Origin of the sequence: Virgibacillus necropolis, from assembly GCF_044793635.1 — a bacterium.
Taxonomy (GTDB): domain Bacteria; phylum Bacillota; class Bacilli; order Bacillales; family Amphibacillaceae; genus Virgibacillus_F; species Virgibacillus_F necropolis_A.
In genome coordinates, this window is sequence record NZ_CP084992.1 from 1,213,764 (window position 1) to 1,231,807 (window position 18,044).

Below are 18,044 nucleotides of genomic sequence, written 5' to 3' on the forward strand. Positions count from 1 at the left end.
TTTAACCTCTCCTTTAACTAATTTTTTTTTCAACTTGATCAGCAACAGTTTCGTTCTTCTTAAGCTCGGAACTTGCTGCGCCAACTACTATTACAGCCATAATTACACTAAGCACCCAGAAAGCCGCTGAATACTCAGCAGTGAATATTGCTTGATAAAACAAGGCTCCATAAATACCACCGAGAGCAGGACCAACTATAGGAACCCAGGCATACTTCCAATTAGATCCACCTTTACCCGGGATTGGAAGAATAGCATGTGCAATCCTTGGACCAAGGTCACGCGCTGGGTTAATTGCATAGCCAGTCGCGCCACCAAGGGACATTCCAATTGCAATGATTAATGCACCAACAATTAATGGATTTAGACCCTCTGTAAATTCATTTGCACCGATAAACATAAGACCCATTACAAGGACGAATGTACCAATAATCTCACTAACTAAATTTGAAAAAGGACTATTGATGGCAGGATCCGTAGCAAAAACGCCTAGCTTTGCTGCTTGATCTTTCGTTTCCTTCCAATGTGGCAAGTAATTTAAGAAAACAATTACCCCACCAATGATTGCACCAAGGATCTGTGCGCTAATATACATCGGAACTTTTGCCCAAGGGAACTCACCCGCTGCAGCGAACCCAAGCGTAACTGCCGGGTTGATATGGGCACCTGTAAAACTACCAACCGCATAAACCCCCATTGCAACTGCGAGACCCCATCCAATCGTAATAACTACCCAACCAGAATCCTCCGCTTTCGACTTCTTTAAAACTACTCCACCGACAACACCTGCCCCGAAAATAATAAGTATCATCGTACCTATCAATTCCGCTAGAAACTCAGACATACTACCACTCCTCATTTAAAGTTATAGATCTATCATTCTGTCAGGAAATTTTCGTTGGCAACGCTTAAAACCATGAACATTCAGACAGCTTAAACCGGTCTCAGCAAAAGGTTTTTACCGCAATGGCTTGGCCTAAAAAACGGGTACCAGACATAATCAAAACAAAAAGACCCACACTTAAATAAGCATACTTCCCATAAGAAGGTGCTATTTGTAGTGTGGGTCTCCAAATCTCAACCACGAAAATTAACTTGTACATATACTCTATCCTAAAGTGAAAACGCTGTCAATAACTTTATTTTCGTAATTGAAAAAATAGTGTGTGCCATTGAATTTATAATAGCTATCCAAAATACCTTACAAAACTGTAAGCTTCTCGTAAGGAAAACACATAGGAGATTTCACCAAAACCAGATAAACTAGCTACAGATAAATTAATTGGAGGTAATAAAAAATGAGTAACGCAGTTGTAAACGTTAAAAACGTTCGTAAAACTTTTGGTAAGAAAAATGAAAACCAGTTTCAGGCATTAGATGGTGTTTCATTTGATATACAAGCAGGAGAATTTGTGGGAATTATGGGGCCATCCGGTGCTGGTAAAACAACCTTATTAAATGTTGTTTCCACGTTGGATAAACCGACAGGTGGCACAATAGAAATCGCTGGAACTGATATTACAACAATGAAGCAGGGACAATTAGCTGACTTCCGATCCGAGCAATTAGGTTTTATTTTTCAAGACTTCAATTTATTAGAGAACCTAACCATCTATGAAAATATTGCACTTCCATTATCTCTGCAAGGCGTCTCTTCAAAAAAAATTAAGCCAAGCGTGATAAAGGTCGCGGAAAAACTGGGCATTCAAGCAATCCTGGATAAGTATCCTGCCACCGTTTCAGGAGGGCAAAAACAACGTGCGGCTGCAGCACGAGCTTTGGTGCATGAGCCTGCTATTATTTTAGCAGATGAGCCTACCGGAGCACTTGATTCTAAAAATGCCAAAGATTTGATGAAAGCAATGGTTCATCTTAATACCAATCATGATGTATCTATCATGTTAGTTACACACGACCCACTTAGCGCAAGTTATTGTGACCGCATATTATTCATTCAGGATGGATTGTTATATAAAGAAATCAATCGCGCTGGAAACAGAAGTGAATTTCATCAGGAGATTCTACATGTGCTTGCTGAATTCGCTTCTCCACACGAAATGGAATAGAAAGGAGACTATGACATGTTACTAAAATTATCATTATCGAGTATGCGAAAAATGTTTAAAGACTATTTAGTCCTGTTGTTTGGACTAACGATATCCATATCCATTTTTTATATGTTTGAGACACTTGCACAAAATGAAGCATTTCTTGAAGCTAATTCAATAATATCTTCTATTATGTTTATTTTTCACGTTGGTAGCTTTATCTTAGCGGCCATCACACTATTTTATATATTTTATGCCACCTCTTTTATGCTTTCGATGCGACAAAAGGAAATGGGAATGTACATGACACTTGGTGCTAAAAAGCATAAAGTGACACAACTCATGTTTTTTGAAACCTTTTTTATCGGAATCATTTCTTTGATTATTGGATTAGTCATTGGGATTGGTCTAGCACAGGGAATTGCTACATTAATCATGAACCAATTAGACTTTTCAGGAGAGGGATTTCAAGCTTTCTATCTATCCTCTATTGTTACAACGGTAATTTTTTATGTAGCTTTATTCCTCCTGACATCGATCGTAAATGCAGTGAAGATAGCTAGAAAGTCAGTTTTAGACCTCCTCCATGCCGGACAAAAACATGACGGGGTAAAAGCTAAAGGCAGCTGGACTATTATTGGTGTGATTTTTGCTATCATTCTTATTGGTGTGGGTTATTATGCCATGATCAATGTATCCACGCTCATGCATTTAGGAGTAATTTTAGCAGCGATTACAATTACAATTGGTACCTATTTAATGTTCATCTCGCTGCTACCTTTTTTAATGAAAAAACTAAAAGGAATTCGCCGCCTAAATGAAAAAGGGATTAACTCCTTTACATTTGCACAATTGCGATTCCGAATTAACGCTTTAACAAAAGTTCTTGGTACCGTTGCAATGCTTGTAGCACTTGGACTTGGCGCGATGGCAGCAGGACTATCATTCTACAATAATGTGGAATTGCAGGCATCGATGGCCCATGCAAATGATGTAGCAATTCATCAGCCAACAGAAAAAGATATGCAGTTAGTTGAAAACATGGAAACCGTTAAAAAAAATACGTATCATTATAAGGTGGACGATGAAGGGGTTTATTTTTCGAAAAAGGATTTACTGGAAAATCCTCCACTAGTTAAGCAATTTGACCCGAATTTATTGGAATTACCTGAAGCAAAACGCGTATCTATTCCACTTCCAAAAGATAAATATATTTTGGGACAGACTGAAGGACTGAATTCAATCCCTGAATCGTGGATAACTGCATTAAGTACAGAATTACGGGCTGGTTATCAGATGTTTGGAGAACGCGACATTTACATTTTTGATCAAGAAAACTATCAAAAGTTATCAATGAACGAAAGAAAAGTTTTAAACGTGCGGGTTGAAGATTTTACGGATGCACTTCCGCAAATAAAAGAAATAGAAAAGCGCCAACAGAAGCTAGCTGGAATACAGGATGAGATGCAAATGCAAAGATTAGGAAGTAAGCTTGCGGATTATTTAATTTTTAAAAGTGTTGCAAGCGGAACGATATTCATGGGATTCTTCCTGGGGATAGCCTTTCTAATGATGATGGCAAGTGTTCTCATGTTTAAGCTATTATCAAGCGCTACCGCAGACACACATCGCTACAGCATGCTACGGAAAATAGGCGTAAGAAAATCGCTGTTAACCAGATCCATTTATAAGGAGTTATTCCTTGTATTCTTGTTCCCAGCTATACTCGGACTAGTCCATGTATTAGTTGGCATGCAAATGTTTTCATTTATATTGGTTGAACCATACACAAAGATTTGGTTTCCAATCAGTATATTCATCGTAATTTATGGAATATATTATTGGCTAACTGTTCAGATGTACAAACGGATTGTTTTGCCTAAAGAGGTATAAATATTAACTAAAGAGAGTAACCGTTCCTTTTTTGGAACGGTTACTTTTTTCATTGCCCAAATTCCGGATCCCAAATGAAATGAAAATGCAATAGAATTGTAAGATAGTTTTTTATAAATGAGGGAATAGAATTGAGGAAAAGGTTTTTTATATAAAGCGTTGGAAGCGTTATCATAACGGAGGCGATAGTATGAAAGGGATTATACTTGCTGGTGGGAGCGGTTCACGGCTTGCGCCAAGCACAAACAGCATCAATAAACATCTACTGGCTGTCTACGATAAACCAATGATTTATTATCCGTTATCTATATTAATGCTAGCTGGAATCAAAGAAATTATGATAATCAGCACAGATTATGACAAGCAGAGATTTGAAGAATTACTAGGTGATGGTTCATCGTTAGGCATTTCTCTTAACTACCGTGAACAGGTAAATCCAAATGGAATTCCAGAAGCGTTGATCATCGGAGAAAAATTCATCGGGAAAGATGATGTCACACTTATTCTTGGTGATAACATTTTTTACGGTCAAGGTTTCACGAACATTTTACGAAACGCTATCCAAAACCATGACTATGCAACGATATTTGGCTATCGGGTTAAGGATCCTAGGAGATTTGGCGTAGTAGAATTCAACCAAAATCAAAAAGTAGTTTCATTAGAAGAAAAACCTAAAGATCCCAAATCGGATTTTGCCGTTACAGGTCTATATATTTATGATAACCAAGCGATAAAAATAGCAAAGAAACTCAATTTCTCTGAACGTGGGGAATTAGAAATAACAGATGTTAACAAAGAATATTTAAAACGAAATCAACTAAAAGTCCAGCTCCTCGGTAGAGGGTTTGCCTGGATGGATGCAGGAACGCATGAATCCTTATACGAAGCTTCCGAGTTTGTAAGAAACATTCAACAACGACAAGGATTTAAACTCGCATGTTTAGAAGAAATCGCCTTTTACATGGGGTATTTATCAAAAGAAGCACTATATGATAAAGGTAAATCAATGGAAAAGAATGATTACGGACAATATCTGATGGAAATTGCCAATCGAAAACATACCCAACAATATTGGGACTCGATTGACCAAAATCCCGTGTTAGGACTGGTTGAAAATGAATAATCAAAAGCAAAGCCTTTTAGTTACTGGAGGAGCAGGGTTTATCGGATCAAATTTCATCACTTATTTTATGAAAAAGTATCCAAATACCCAGCTCATCAATATCGATAAACTCACTTATGCAGGTTCAAAAAAGAATTTATCTGAAGTAGAAAATCTAATTAACTATCAATTCATTAATGGAGACATAACAGACGAGAACCTGGTGAAAGATATTTTTTCCAATTTCAACATTTCTGGAGTCATTCACTTTGCTGCAGAATCACATGTTGATCGATCAATTGAAGATGCAAAAGCTTTTGTAGAATCCAATGTTCTCGGTACTTTCACTCTCCTTCAAGCTGCTAAGTATGCATGGGAGAAAAAAGGATTACTTACAGAACGACGATTCCATCAGATATCAACGGATGAAGTTTATGGATCACTAGGTGAAAAAGGTAAATTCTCTGAAGAAACACCATACGATCCGCGGAATCCTTATAGCGCATCCAAAGCAAGTGCAAATATGATCGTAAAAAGCTTTGGATACACGCATGGAATGAATGTCGTTATATGCAGCAGTTCCAATAACTATGGACCGCGGCAACATTCGGAAAAGCTGATTCCAACCATTATCTCGAAAGCATTAAGCGCCCAATCAATCCCAATCTATGGCGATGGAAATAATATAAGGGATTGGCTGTATGTAGAAGATCATTGTCGTGCTTTGGATAAAGTCTATCACCACGGAAACAAACTAGAAACCTATAATATTGGCGGGGGTAATGAAAAAACAAACATTGAACTTGCACATGAGGTATGTGAAATTCTGGATCAGCTTGTGCCAGAAATTAAAGATAAAGCATCAATCAAATCGTTTAACGATTTGATTACGTTCACCGAAGATCGCTTAGGACATGACAGACGTTATGCCGTTGATGATACAAAACTACGTCAAACATTGGGCTGGAAACCATCAATGACCTTAGATTCAGGACTTAAAAAAACAATAGAATGGTATGTGAGGCAATGGGAACAAGTCATTCATTAATATCAGTGGTCATCCCTGTTTACGGCTGCGAAACATGTTTAGTAGAGCTATGTAACCGGGTGAAAACCACCATTGAAAAAATTCCAGCCCAACTTGAAATTATCTTAATAAACGATGCTAGCCCTGACAATGCTTGGGAAACGATTAAACAAGTATGTTCTGAGGATCATAGAATCAAAGGAATCAACCTCTCGCGTAACTTTGGTCAGCACCACGCCATTACTGCTGGCCTTGATCATACGATTGGTGATTGGATTGTTGTCATGGACTGCGATTTACAGGATAGACCAGAAGAAATAATTAAATTATACGAAAAAACACAAGAAGGTTATGATGTCGTTTTTGGCAATAGAACAGTCCGCCAGGATAAATGGCTCAAACGAACCTCATCCAGACTTTTTTATAAATTTTACGATTATTTGGCTGACCGGACATCTGATCACACGGTCGCCAATTTCAGTATCTGTTCTAAAAAAGTGATTGAGGGCTTTCGAAAAATGAACGAGCAAAACCGCTTCTTCCCTCTTTTTATAAAGTGGATGGGGTATAACACAGCAAATGTTCAGGTTGAACATTGCCAAAGACAAGAAGGGAACTCCTCCTATAACATAAAAAAACTGGTTACACTCGGAACGGACGCCATCATTTCCCAATCTAATAAACCGCTGCGATTATCTATCCAGTTTGGATTCTTAATCTCATTAGCCTCGTTTATTTATGGACTGTATTTGTTCTTCCGGTACTTTTTCTTATTCCAACCTGTACCAGGATGGACCAGTGTCATGGTATCCATCTACTTTATTGGAGGGTTAATCTTTTTTAACTTTGGTATCCTCGGATTGTATATTGGAAAAGTATTCAATGAAACAAAAGCAAGGCCAATTTATCTAATTCAAGAAAAAACAGAAGCATTTCATGAATATGATGATGATCGGAGTTGAATAACATGTACGAATATTTAAAAGAAACCCCTTGGGATAAACGAAATTTTAATATAAACACCTACGAACTAACCGCTTCTACCGAAGATGCGCTAAAGGAAACTGTCGATAAAGAAGGTCATTTCACCCTTAAAGTGAACCCTTTAGATAACCCTGAACAATTACTGAAGTATGGGTTTTACTATATGGATACATTAATTGAGCCCATATGCAGAGAAGAAGACTTACGGTTATTCTTACGTGAAGGCGCATCGATTTCAGCTGAATATGATCCACAAGAATTAATCCAGATTGCTGAAGAAGCTTTCATTCATGGCCGTTTTCACCGTGATTTTAACATCCCTTCCTCTCAAGCAGACAAACGCTATGTCAATTGGCTTCATGATCTCATGGAAGCAAATAATGTATTTTCCCTCCTGTATGAAGGCCGTACAGCAGGATTTTATGCATTTGATCAGGATAAAGTACTGTTAATGGGTATGAAAAAGGAATTCCGCAGTAAGGGGCTTGCGAAAACCTTTGTGGGTCAGGGGTGTTTTGAACAGCTTAAACTTGGACACACGCATTTGAAAACCTCAATTTCTGCTGCCAACGTAGCATCATTGAACCTATTTTATGCGCTCGGTTTCAAATTGAAAAATACCGTTGATGTCTACCATAAAATGAACCATTCAAATCAAGTTGGCGTGTAGTATGGGCTTCGCATATATTTTCGCGACCATTATATTTACCGTTTATGGGCAAATAATATTGAAATGGAAGATTGATAAGTATGGGAGTTTGCCAGAGGATTGGATGGATAAAATGGCGTTTATATTTCGCCTGCTACTTGATCCATTGATCCTCTCTGGGTTTCTTTCCGCATTCGTCGCATCCCTCTTTTGGATGGCGGCAATGACAAAGTTCAATATCAGTTTCGCCTATCCATTTATGAGTCTCTCATTTGTACTTGTGTTTCTTCTTTCCGTATTTTTATTTGGTGAACCTGTCACAAGTCAAAAAGTGATTGGACTATCGTTAATTGTGTTAGGGATTATCGTTACAAGTCAATCGTTATGAGGTGATAACTATGATTCCATTTAATAAACCGTGTGTAACAGGAAAAGAGAACGAATATATTCAAGAGGCAATCCAAGCGCCTAAACTTTCGGGGAATGGTCCTTTTGGTAAAAAATGTACAGAATGGCTGGAAGACCGCCTGAAGTGTAAGAAAGCTTTGCTTACACCATCGTGCACAGCCGCTTTGGAAATGACGGCATTATTAATTAAAGCGAATGAAGGCGATGAAATCATAATGCCTTCTTATACCTTTGTTTCGACAGCTAATGCTTTTGCTCTTAAGGGGGCAGCCATCCGGTTTGTCGATGTTCAAACGGAAACGATGAACATTGATCCAGTAGCAATCGAAAATGCAATAACAGAACGAACGAAGGCAATTGTTGTTGTTCACTATGCTGGTATAGCTTGTGACATGGAAGAAATTATGAAAATTGCTAATCGACATGATTTATGGGTTGTTGAAGATGCCGCCCAGTCCCTGTTAAGTACGTATAAAGGTAAATCACTTGGGACAATCGGCCATTTCGGGACCATTAGTTTCCATGAAACAAAGAACTACACATGTGGTGAAGGCGGTGCACTTCTGATAAACCATGAAAGCGTGGTGAACCGTGCTGAAATAATTCAGGAAAAAGGTACAAATCGTTCACAATTTTTAAAAGGAATGGTCGATAAATATACATGGCGTGACCTCGGCTCATCCTATTTATTAAGCGATATAAACGCTGCCTATCTCTATGCCCAATTCCAATTTGCAGATAAAATAAATGAAGATCGTATCAATTCATGGAATCATTTCTACGAGGCATTACAACCTTTAAAGGAAACGGGCAAAATTTCACTTCCGTATGTACCTGAGGGATGTATTCATAATGCCCACATGTTTTATCTCAAAACAGAAAATGCAAACGTGCGTCAACAACTGATTGAATATCTAAAAGACCAGGGCATCATGGCTGTATCACACTATGTACCCTTGCATTCTTCACATGCAGGTGTAATGTATGGTAAATTCATCGGTGAAGATCAATTTACAACAAAAGACAGCGAAAGAATTCTGCGACTACCATTATATTATGGAATGGAAGAAGAGGATATCAATCATGTGGTCAATCATCTTTACAAATTTTACAAAATATAAGTTTATACTGATTGCATGCTTAATTATCATTGGTTACCTGATGCCGTATTACTTGTTAGGAGAAAACACACACATTCGCGTCCACGATAACCTGGACTCGAACATTGTTTGGTATAAAATGCTCGCTGAAAGCGGGAAAATATTTTCGATGCTATACACGGAATTTCCAAATGTGATCAACGGTCTCCCAAGAAGTTCGCTTCCATCAGGACTTGACGCAATGGTTTGGCTTTATGTGCTGTTTGGACCCTTCACAGCCTATGTAATCAACCAAACAATCATGCGATTTGTAGCGTTTTTCGGAATGTATCTGTTATTGAAAACAACAATCATTCCACAGGTTAAATCATCCTGGATAAGTGTCGGCGTTGCTTTAGCCTTTTCCATGCTTCCGTTTTGGCCATCTGGTGCATTGTCAATTGCTGGTTTACCTTTAGCGTTACACATATTTTTAACAATTCGAAGGCATGGGGTTCGAGCACCAAAACTGTATTGGGTAATCTTACTTTTGTACCCTTTCTTTTCAAGCTTTATCCTGACATTTGTTTTTTTCCTAAGTTTAATCGGAATCCTTTGGCTAGTTGATTGGATTCGATCAAAACATATTAATCTTCCGTTTTTCCTGGCGATATTCTTTATGAGTCTGCTTTATTTGATTAAAAATTACCTAGTGATTTATTCCATGTTTATAAATAGTGGATTTACATCACACCGCAATGAACTTAATTTAGGGCACAAAGATTTACAAGGGACCTTACAGTTGTTTTTGGATAACTTTATGGAAGGTCATACACATGATATGGATTTGCATTATTGGATTATTCTCCCGGTTATTGGATTAGCAATACTTGCAGCTGCATATTATAAATTAAAACCGAAATGGTTGGTAGGTTGTTTGCTCGCTAATGTGGCTCTTTCACTTATCTATGCTTTTTGGTATTGGGAAGGATTGCGTGTATTAAAAGATAATTTTATGGTGGCAAACACGTTTAACTTTAGCAGAATACACTTTTTACATCCTTTATTCTGGTATCTTTGTTTTGCATTGGCTTTAGCAATTTTGTGGAAACATCTTAAATTTGGAAAGTCGCTAGCGGTCGTTTTGATTATTGCACAATGTGTATTACTATTTCAGCTAAATGAAGAAAATAAATACGAAAAAGTTGGCACACCGACGTTTAAAGAGTTTTATTCCACTGAATTATTTCAAGAAATAGAGGAGTACATTGGAAAAGACCAGTCCGATTACCGTGTTGTAAGTGTCGCCATGCACCCAACAATTGCGCAATATAACGGGTTCTATACCCTTGATACGTATAACACCAGCTATCCACTTTCCTATAAGAAAAAATTTAGAAAGGTAATCGCACCAGAGCTTGAAGAAAATCCAACACTCGAAAATTACTATGACACATGGGGCAGCAGAGCCTATATGTTTGTAAGTGAAATAGGGAAACACTATTTGTTTTCAAAAAACAGTGATAAAGTCATCCAACAGCTGGATATTAATACAGACGCACTTAAAGAGTTGGGTGGGGATTATGTCTTTTCAGCACTGCCTATCAACAACCATCAAAAGATCGGACTTACATTCAAAAAGAGCTTTAAATCGGCACAATCTCCTTGGAAAATTTATCTCTACAAAATCACTTAAAGTGTAATGGATCCTATAGCTTCTGAATATAAAAATGCAACGTGATGAATGATCATGACGTTGCATTTTATTATCATTTTTTAAGATATAATTTAAATTTAAGCTTAATGATTTACTTCTTTCCATGTCCGGACCAATCCTTCAACAATAGGTTCAATTACTTCGGCTTCCGTATTGTATTTACTATGAGAAAGCGGAGTCCAGCCTGTCACCAGCCCACCTGCATTCACTTCAATATCCTTTGTTACGGCTTTTTGATAATGTTTATTCAATCCCTTTAAAGGAAACGCAAGAACATCATCCTTGTCGTAAAAATTGATCCATTCTCCTTGTACCTTTGGATAAATACTGTGCAGATCTGCAGATGGAACATGAATAGGCATTCCGAAATCCGGATAACGCATAGACCACAATGCCAGAGGACTTCCCATTGTATAAAAAAGCGTCAATGTCTGTGATTGTTCAATTGGTGTATTAGAAGCAATTTGCATTGTCTTTGGTCCGATATTTCCTTGTTTAAATTGAAGGTCATAAAAGTAATTACTTGCTACAATCGATCCAAGACTGTGACTTACTATGCATAACGGTGCTTGTGGCCCGGCCCTTTCCTTTAATTTGCGAATGGTTTCAGCCAAAAGTGCATTCACATTATCATAATTCTGTTTACCTTGCTTAGTCGGTTGATATGCAACTGCATCTGCAAGAAATTCCACTACAAATCGGCGTAACCACAAATAGTCTAAATCGGTATTTTTTTGCAATCGACCTAACAGCTTTTTTTCTTCATTTTCAAAAACCGATGACCAAAAAACGGATTCAAAAACAAGCTCTTGATTTGCATTTTTATTTCCTAGCTTTTCGATAAATCCCTTTTTGATTTTTCGAATCATTTCATCTGCAAAGTCTTCATCTGGTGTTCCAGCGCCATGTAAAAAAGCAACCGCTATTTTTTGTGCCACAACCACACCCCCAAATGGATTAACTATTATTTACATAATAAGCTTTATTTTTAATCCTGTTAAGATGATTTTGACCTATTCTCAAACCTATATACCCTGGAGGAGGTAGATTAACACCTAAGAAAAGCGCAAGCGCTTGGTCAGCCCCGACAAGTTTAAGACGAATCTCTTCGTGATGATTTTTATCACAAAGAGATTCGTCTTAAAACCTCAGGCGGGCTAGGGCGCTTGCGCTAGACAGATTAACGCCAAAGTTTTCTTTCTTAACTGCAAATAAAAATAAGGCGCAGCTACTTATCCTAGCCGCACCTTCAAATTCTAAACTCTTTCCAACATCCGTTCAAGCGCTACTTCTGCCCATTTGGCAATTTCCGGTTCTACTGAAATTTGATTCATCACTTCATCATTTTCAATTGTTTCCATTGTCCACAACAAATGTGGTAGATCAATGCGGTTCATTGTTAAGCAAGGACACATTTGTGGATTCAAAGAGAAAACTTCCTTGTCTGGATGCTGCTTTGTCAATCGATTTACGAGGTTCATTTCTGTTCCAACGGCCCACTTTGTACCCGCCTCAGCATTTCCAATCGTTTCGATAATATACTTGGTAGACCCAGCGTAATCAGATTTTGCAACCACTTCACGGCTGCATTCTGGATGGACAATAATCGCAGTATCTGGATCATTCGCTCGGAGATCCTCAATATTCCCCACCGTAAAGTTCTCATGTACAGAGCAATGGCCTTTCCACAAAATCACCCGCACCTGACTTAAATCGCCTCCATACTCAAACCGCTCCAATATCGGATCCCACACCGCCATGGCATCCAATGGAATTCCAAGATCATACGCGGTATTTCGCCCTAAATGCTGATCAGGTAAAAACAATATGCGTTCTTTTTGTGTGAAAGCCCATTCCAGCATTTTTTTCGCATTCGATGACGTTACGGTTGCCCCACCATTTTCCCCTACAAAGCTTTTGATTGCTGCGGTAGAATTCACATAGGTTAACGGGATAATCGTATCGCCAAAGGTCTGCTGCATCTCCGTCCAGCCGCGTTCGGTTTGATCAATATTTGCCATATCAGCCATCGAACAACCTGCACGCATGTCTGGCAGGATTACCTTTTGCCCATCACCAGTTAAAATATCCGCTGTTTCCGCCATGAAATGTACGCCACAAAACACAATATATTCAGCCTCGGAATTTTTTGCTGAAACCTGTGCGAGCTGCAGGGAATCACCCGTCACATCAGCAAACTGAATGACTTCATCCTTTTGATAATGATGACCAGGTATAAAAATTCTACTCCCCATCTTATCCTTCAACTCTTTAACACGGGCTTCCATTTCCTCAACAGATAAGGACTTATAATGGTCTGGAAGCATTTTCTGATCACTATTTTGAATCATATCTAATAAACTCATTTTTCTTCCTCCTATCGTACTAACAAACTAATATCTAGTGATGTTACGGAATGGGTCAGGAATCCTAGTGAAATAAAATCTACACCGGTGTCCGCATAACCAGCTAAATTAGCTAGTGTAATTCCACCAGAAGCCTCGGTAACAATATGCTTCGGAACAAGTGCTACAAACTCCCGCACTTCTTCGGGATTTCGGTTATCAAACATAATTACATCTGCACCGGCGCTTGCAGCTTCTAAAACTTCTTCCTTCGTCTCCGTTTCTACTTCAACCTTAACCATGTGTCCGATATTTTCTCGAACCGATGCTACCGCTTTTGAAATAGACCCGCAAAACGAGATATGGTTATCCTTAATCATGACACCGTCGTAAAGTCCTGAACGATGATTCTTGCCTCCACCTGACACCACAGCATATTTTTCAAGCATTCGTAATCCAGGTGTCGTTTTCCTTGTATCACAAAGCTGAATAGAACCGTCATTCAACGTATCCACACATTGTCTTGTCATGCTGGCCATCCCACTCATTCGCTGAACAAGATTTAAAATCACACGTTCGCCTCCAAGTATCGAAACGATTGGTCCATGTACTTCTGCAATCGTATCACCTGCATTTACCTGATCCCCATCCTTGTAAAAACATTCAACTTTCACCTGGTTATCAAGCAGTTGGTAAGCTTCATGGATAATCTGCAACCCAGAAATAACCCCATCGGCTTTTGCAATGAATACTCCTTTTCCAACTTCATCCGGTGGAAAAATCGCACTACTTGTGAGATCGCAGTCCCCAATATCTTCTAGTAAAAAAGATTGCAGTAGCGTACGTAACTTTAATAGATTCATTTATAATTCTCCTATACTAGTAGCTTAATTTCTTTAAGTCTTAAAATTTCCTCACGTGTTTCTAGACCACTTGATTCAGGATAGTCAGACCGAAAATGTGTCCCCCTGCTTTCCTTTCGCATCAATGCAGAAGTTGTAATGAGCCAAGCGGTCGTTAGCATATTCACAACCTCTATTTTTTCAACTGATAAACGACTCAAATCAATATGTGAAAAATCGTATTGCTCGAGCCACGCCTTCATCCCTTCTAACCCGTGTTCATTTCGTACCACACCAACATTACGCATCATTTTTCTTTTTATTGTTTCTTTTGTTGGTAGATCCATTGTTATTGATCTTTTTTTCACGTAATACGAGCCTTGCTTAGTCGTCCTATTTTTTTGGGACAATATTGCTTCAGCAGTCATGTTTCCGAAAACAATTCCTTCCAACAGCGAATTACTTGCGATTCGGTTTGCACCATGAACGCCGGTACATGCAGTTTCCCCGACCGCATACAAACCGCCAAGCGATGTTTGACCAAGACGATCTGCCTTAATTCCACCTATCATAAAGTGGGCACCTGGAGTAATAGGTAAAAGGTTAGTTCCCACATCTATTCCATTATCAACGCACATCTTGTGAATAGTAGGAAATCGACTAGAAAAATTTTTGACATTGGATATATTTAAATACGCATTCCGTTCATTGAAAATCGCCCGTGCAACAATATCCCGTGGTGCCAAATCCTTCAATTCATGGACACCATCCATAATCAAGTGTCCATCTTGATTGACCAAAAAGGCACCTTCTCCTCTTACTGCCTCTGATACAAGTCCAAGCGCCTGTTTACCATCAAAAAGAAGGGTTGGATGAAACTGGACAAATTCCATATCGGTTAACTGGACACCCGCACGGTATGCCATTGCATATCCATCACCAGTTACAGTTGAATCATTAGATGTATATGAAAAAATTTCTCCACAGCCACCCGTTGCGAGAATCGTAGAACCTGCATAATGATCGATCACTTCCCCAGCAGTATTTTTTGTAGTGACCCCCATACACTGCTGATCCTGGACAATTAAATCTATTACCATTTCATCTTCTACGATTGTAATTTTATTTTTAACTCGCTTAAGCATAAACGTTATCAATGCTTTTCCAGTTGCGTCACCACCAGCGTGCAGGATCCTTCTTTTTAAATGACCGCCTTCTCTCCCTAAGTTCCAATCGCCATCCGAATTCAGATCGAATTCCAATCCTTTCCGTGTTAATTCATATAGATGACGGGAACCATTTTGAATGAGCATTTGAAGGTTTTCTAAATCACTGTGCTGACATCCAGCAATCAACGTATCATGTAAATGGTCTTCCCAGTGATCATCCGGATGAACAGCCGCTGCAACTCCGCCTTGTGCCTGGAAAGAATTACTAGCTGTTTTATTAGACTTTGTGAATATAATCACATTCTTATCCATCGCTAATCTTTCAGCCACTGTCAACGCAGCTATACCGCTTCCAATAATTATCACGTCATCAAAAGCCATCGTTTATCGCCTCGATTATTTTGTGTGTATTTATATGTCTTGACACCTATATTTACACAAGATTAAACTTAAAGCAAGAGTTTTTTATTTTAGCTGTTTTCGTAAAGACTGTCGCTTTTGAGAAAATTGATATAAAATGTGGCGTAACTTCTATCTATGTTAGATCTGTATTGCTGATAATGGAAACAAGTTACTTAGGCAGCCGCAGCCCGTATACACTTCGCTTTCCGCGGGCGAGTGTCGAGCCTCCTCGGACTGCCGTCCTGCGGGGTCTCGCCGATCTCTTACTTCCCGCAGGAGTCTCCGTATATACGGGCTGCTGGTATAATAGTTTCCAATAACAGCATTCATTAGTTGAAAGAAATAACAAAGAATTCTTTACCAGTCCAGGTGAGTGGAGGGCGGTGACTCCTGCGGGAACAGCACGTGTCCGAAGACCCCGCAGAGTGGTTTTCTCGAGGAGGCTGAGGCCGTGCCCGCGGAAAGCATCCGCCCGGAGCGATCCTGGACGGCAGCAATAGCACATGTCTTTTGGAAATAAACCTAAAGTTATGTCGTAGTTTATATCAACTATGAAGTTGAAAAAACAACAATAAGTACGAAAGAACCTTTATTTTTTTCATTACATACATGTTCAAAAGGGTACTATTTGAATATTCTCACTAAGGAGTGTTTCGATGATTTATTTAGATTATGCCGCTACAACACCTATGTCTGAGGATTCTTTAGACATTTTCAATCAGGTTTCAAGGTCATTTTTTGGAAATCCAAATAGTTTGCATGATGCCGGCACGCGATCTTCTCAACTACTAGAATCCTGCCGCACGGAACTAGCAGAATTACTAGATTGCGGTCACAAAGGGATATATTTTACTAGTGGCGGATCTGAATCAAATATTCTTGCACTGAGTTCACTTATAGATGCACATAAAGATAAAGGGAACCATCTTATCACAACAGTTTCCGAGCATTCTTCTATCTATAACTTTTTTACCCAAATGGAAAAGGTTGGCTTTGATGTCACCTATTTACCATTGGATGAATACGGTCAAATCCAATTGGAAGATCTGAAAAATGCTATTCGCAAGACCACGATTCTTGTATCGATTCATCATGGTAATGGAGAAATTGGTACGCTTCAACCAATTGAATCAATTGGGAACATACTCCATCAGCATGAGATTTTATTCCACTGTGATGCTGTACAGACGTTTGGAAAAGTCCCAATCAATCTTAATAAAATTGATAGTCTATCGATTTCAAGCCATAAATTATATGGTCCAAAAGGTGTTGGGGCCGTGTATATAAACCCACAAGTAAAATGGAACGCACAAATGCCTAACACGACCCACGAAGGAGGCTTTCGGCCTGGAACAGTTAACGTTCCCGGAATCACAGCCTTTGTTACTTCCGCAAAAGCAGTGTGTGATGATAGAATAAAGGAACACAAGCGTATTGATGGCTTACGGGCAGCATTAATGGATAAACTGAAACAATTGCCTATTACCATCCAAATGGAGGGTCATCCAACTGATTATTTACCACACATTCTTGGATTTCGAATTGACGGAATCGAGGGGCAATATGTCATGTTAGAATGTAATCGTTACGGAATCGCAATTTCTACAGGCAGCGCATGCCAGGTTGGAAATCACAAGCTATCAAGAACAATGAAAGCATTAGGACGATCAGATGCAGAGGCTAAACAGTTTATTCGCTTATCATTTGGAAAACATACAACGATCGAAGACATAGATAAAACGGCTGAAGCTTTTAAAAAAATCACAGATAGATTCTTTCTTATTGAAGGAGATGAGTGAATGAGTAGCACTGAAAAATTATCGTCTGCCATGAGACAGGAGTTAATTTTGAAAAGTTTGAAGGAAGAACAACGGCCAATTACCGGAAGTGAATTCGCGGAAAAATCTAATGTAAGTAGACAAGTGATTGTACAGGACGTATCAATCCTTAAAGCGAAAAATGAACCAATTATCGCGACCAGCCAAGGCTATATGTATATCAAAAAAACTACAGATGAAGCGGCACACAAGGTCATTATTGCTTGTAAACATAACCCTGAACAAACCCAAAAAGAGCTGACCATCATCGTTGATCACGGCGTCACCGTAAAAGATGTCACCGTTGAACATCCAGTGTACGGCGATTTGACCGCTTCACTCATGGTCAGTAATCGTCATGAAGTTGAGCAGTTTATCAAAAGGATTCAAGACACGAAAGCTGCCTATCTATCCAGCTTGACTGAAGGCATCCACATGCATACCCTAGAAGCGGATTCACAGGCAAAAATTAATGCCGCCTGCAAAGATCTGCAGGCGACAGGAATTCTGTTGTAATCAAAACTATAATAGAGCACGTGCCAGTCAATGGCACATGCTCTAT

The 18,044-nt window shown here is 38.9% G+C and carries 16 protein-coding genes; 11 read left to right on the forward strand and 5 right to left on the reverse strand.

Annotated elements, in window-relative coordinates:
• Positions 1-13 precede the first annotated feature (13 nt).
• A complete protein-coding gene (locus tag LG329_RS06025) occupies positions 14-844 on the reverse strand; it encodes an MIP/aquaporin family protein (RefSeq protein ID WP_404454649.1) in 831 nt (276 codons plus the stop codon).
• Between the two features lie 454 nt (positions 845-1,298).
• Here LG329_RS06025 and LG329_RS06030 point away from each other — a divergent pair, with 454 nt between their 5' ends.
• The 9 genes from LG329_RS06030 to LG329_RS06070 all read left to right on the forward strand — a co-directional run bounded on the left by LG329_RS06030 (position 1,299) and on the right by LG329_RS06070 (position 10,886).
• A complete protein-coding gene (locus LG329_RS06030) occupies positions 1,299-2,066 on the forward strand; it encodes an ABC transporter ATP-binding protein (RefSeq protein ID WP_404454652.1) in 768 nt (255 codons plus the stop codon).
• A gap of 15 nt (positions 2,067-2,081) precedes the next feature.
• Complete coding sequence (locus LG329_RS06035) at positions 2,082-3,941, forward strand: FtsX-like permease family protein (RefSeq protein WP_404454654.1); 1,860 nt, start codon at positions 2,082-2,084, stop codon at positions 3,939-3,941.
• Positions 3,942-4,131: 190 nt separating this feature from the next.
• Positions 4,132-5,064, forward strand: coding sequence for a glucose-1-phosphate thymidylyltransferase RfbA (gene rfbA, locus LG329_RS06040; protein ID WP_404454657.1), 933 nt, complete (start codon positions 4,132-4,134; stop codon positions 5,062-5,064).
• Positions 5,057-6,091 (forward strand): dTDP-glucose 4,6-dehydratase, encoded by a 1,035-nt coding sequence (rfbB, locus tag LG329_RS06045; protein ID WP_404454660.1) that lies wholly within the window; start codon positions 5,057-5,059, stop codon positions 6,089-6,091. Before rfbA ends, rfbB begins: the two co-directional genes overlap by 8 nt.
• Complete coding sequence (locus tag LG329_RS06050; protein WP_404454663.1) at positions 6,070-7,032, forward strand: glycosyltransferase family 2 protein; 963 nt, start codon at positions 6,070-6,072, stop codon at positions 7,030-7,032. Before rfbB ends, LG329_RS06050 begins: the two co-directional genes overlap by 22 nt.
• Positions 7,033-7,037: 5 nt before the next feature.
• The gene (locus LG329_RS06055) at positions 7,038-7,724 is read left to right on the forward strand and encodes an N-acetyltransferase (protein WP_404454666.1); all 687 of its coding nucleotides are present in this window, start codon (positions 7,038-7,040) and stop codon (positions 7,722-7,724) included.
• A gap of 58 nt (positions 7,725-7,782) precedes the next feature.
• A complete protein-coding gene (locus tag LG329_RS06060) occupies positions 7,783-8,091 on the forward strand; it encodes an EamA family transporter (protein WP_404454668.1) in 309 nt (102 codons plus the stop codon).
• A gap of 10 nt (positions 8,092-8,101) precedes the next feature.
• Entirely contained in the window at positions 8,102-9,232 is a 1,131-nt protein-coding gene (gene rffA, locus LG329_RS06065) for a dTDP-4-amino-4,6-dideoxygalactose transaminase (protein WP_404454671.1), read from the forward strand.
• Complete coding sequence (locus LG329_RS06070; protein ID WP_404454674.1) at positions 9,195-10,886, forward strand: DUF6044 family protein; 1,692 nt, start codon at positions 9,195-9,197, stop codon at positions 10,884-10,886. The genes rffA and LG329_RS06070 overlap by 38 nt, the downstream gene beginning before the upstream one ends.
• A 104-nt stretch (positions 10,887-10,990) precedes the next feature.
• On the opposite strand, the gene LG329_RS06075 is transcribed toward LG329_RS06070, so the two are convergent.
• The 4 genes from LG329_RS06075 to nadB form a co-directional block, all read right to left on the reverse strand.
• On the reverse strand, positions 10,991-11,845 hold the full coding sequence (locus tag LG329_RS06075; protein ID WP_404454677.1) for a chemotaxis protein: 855 nt from the start codon (positions 11,843-11,845) through the stop codon (positions 10,991-10,993).
• A gap of 318 nt (positions 11,846-12,163) precedes the next feature.
• The gene (gene nadA, locus LG329_RS06080; protein WP_404454679.1) at positions 12,164-13,273 is read right to left on the reverse strand and encodes a quinolinate synthase NadA; all 1,110 of its coding nucleotides are present in this window, start codon (positions 13,271-13,273) and stop codon (positions 12,164-12,166) included.
• An 11-nt stretch (positions 13,274-13,284) separates the two neighbouring features.
• Positions 13,285-14,115: a carboxylating nicotinate-nucleotide diphosphorylase gene (nadC, locus tag LG329_RS06085; RefSeq protein ID WP_404454682.1), complete on the reverse strand. Its 831-nt coding sequence runs from the start codon at positions 14,113-14,115 to the stop codon at positions 13,285-13,287.
• A gap of 11 nt (positions 14,116-14,126) precedes the next feature.
• Positions 14,127-15,644 carry an L-aspartate oxidase gene (gene nadB / locus LG329_RS06090; protein WP_404454685.1) on the reverse strand — a complete coding sequence of 506 codons (1,518 nt, stop codon included), beginning with the start codon at positions 15,642-15,644 and terminating at the stop codon, positions 14,127-14,129.
• Positions 15,645-16,321: 677 nt separating this feature from the next.
• Here nadB and LG329_RS06095 point away from each other — a divergent pair.
• Positions 16,322-17,464, forward strand: a complete 1,143-nt coding sequence (locus tag LG329_RS06095; protein WP_404454688.1) for an IscS subfamily cysteine desulfurase — start codon at positions 16,322-16,324, stop codon at positions 17,462-17,464.
• The gene (locus LG329_RS06100; protein ID WP_404454690.1) at positions 17,465-17,998 is read left to right on the forward strand and encodes a transcription repressor NadR; all 534 of its coding nucleotides are present in this window, start codon (positions 17,465-17,467) and stop codon (positions 17,996-17,998) included.
• Positions 17,999-18,044: the final 46 nt, after the last annotated feature.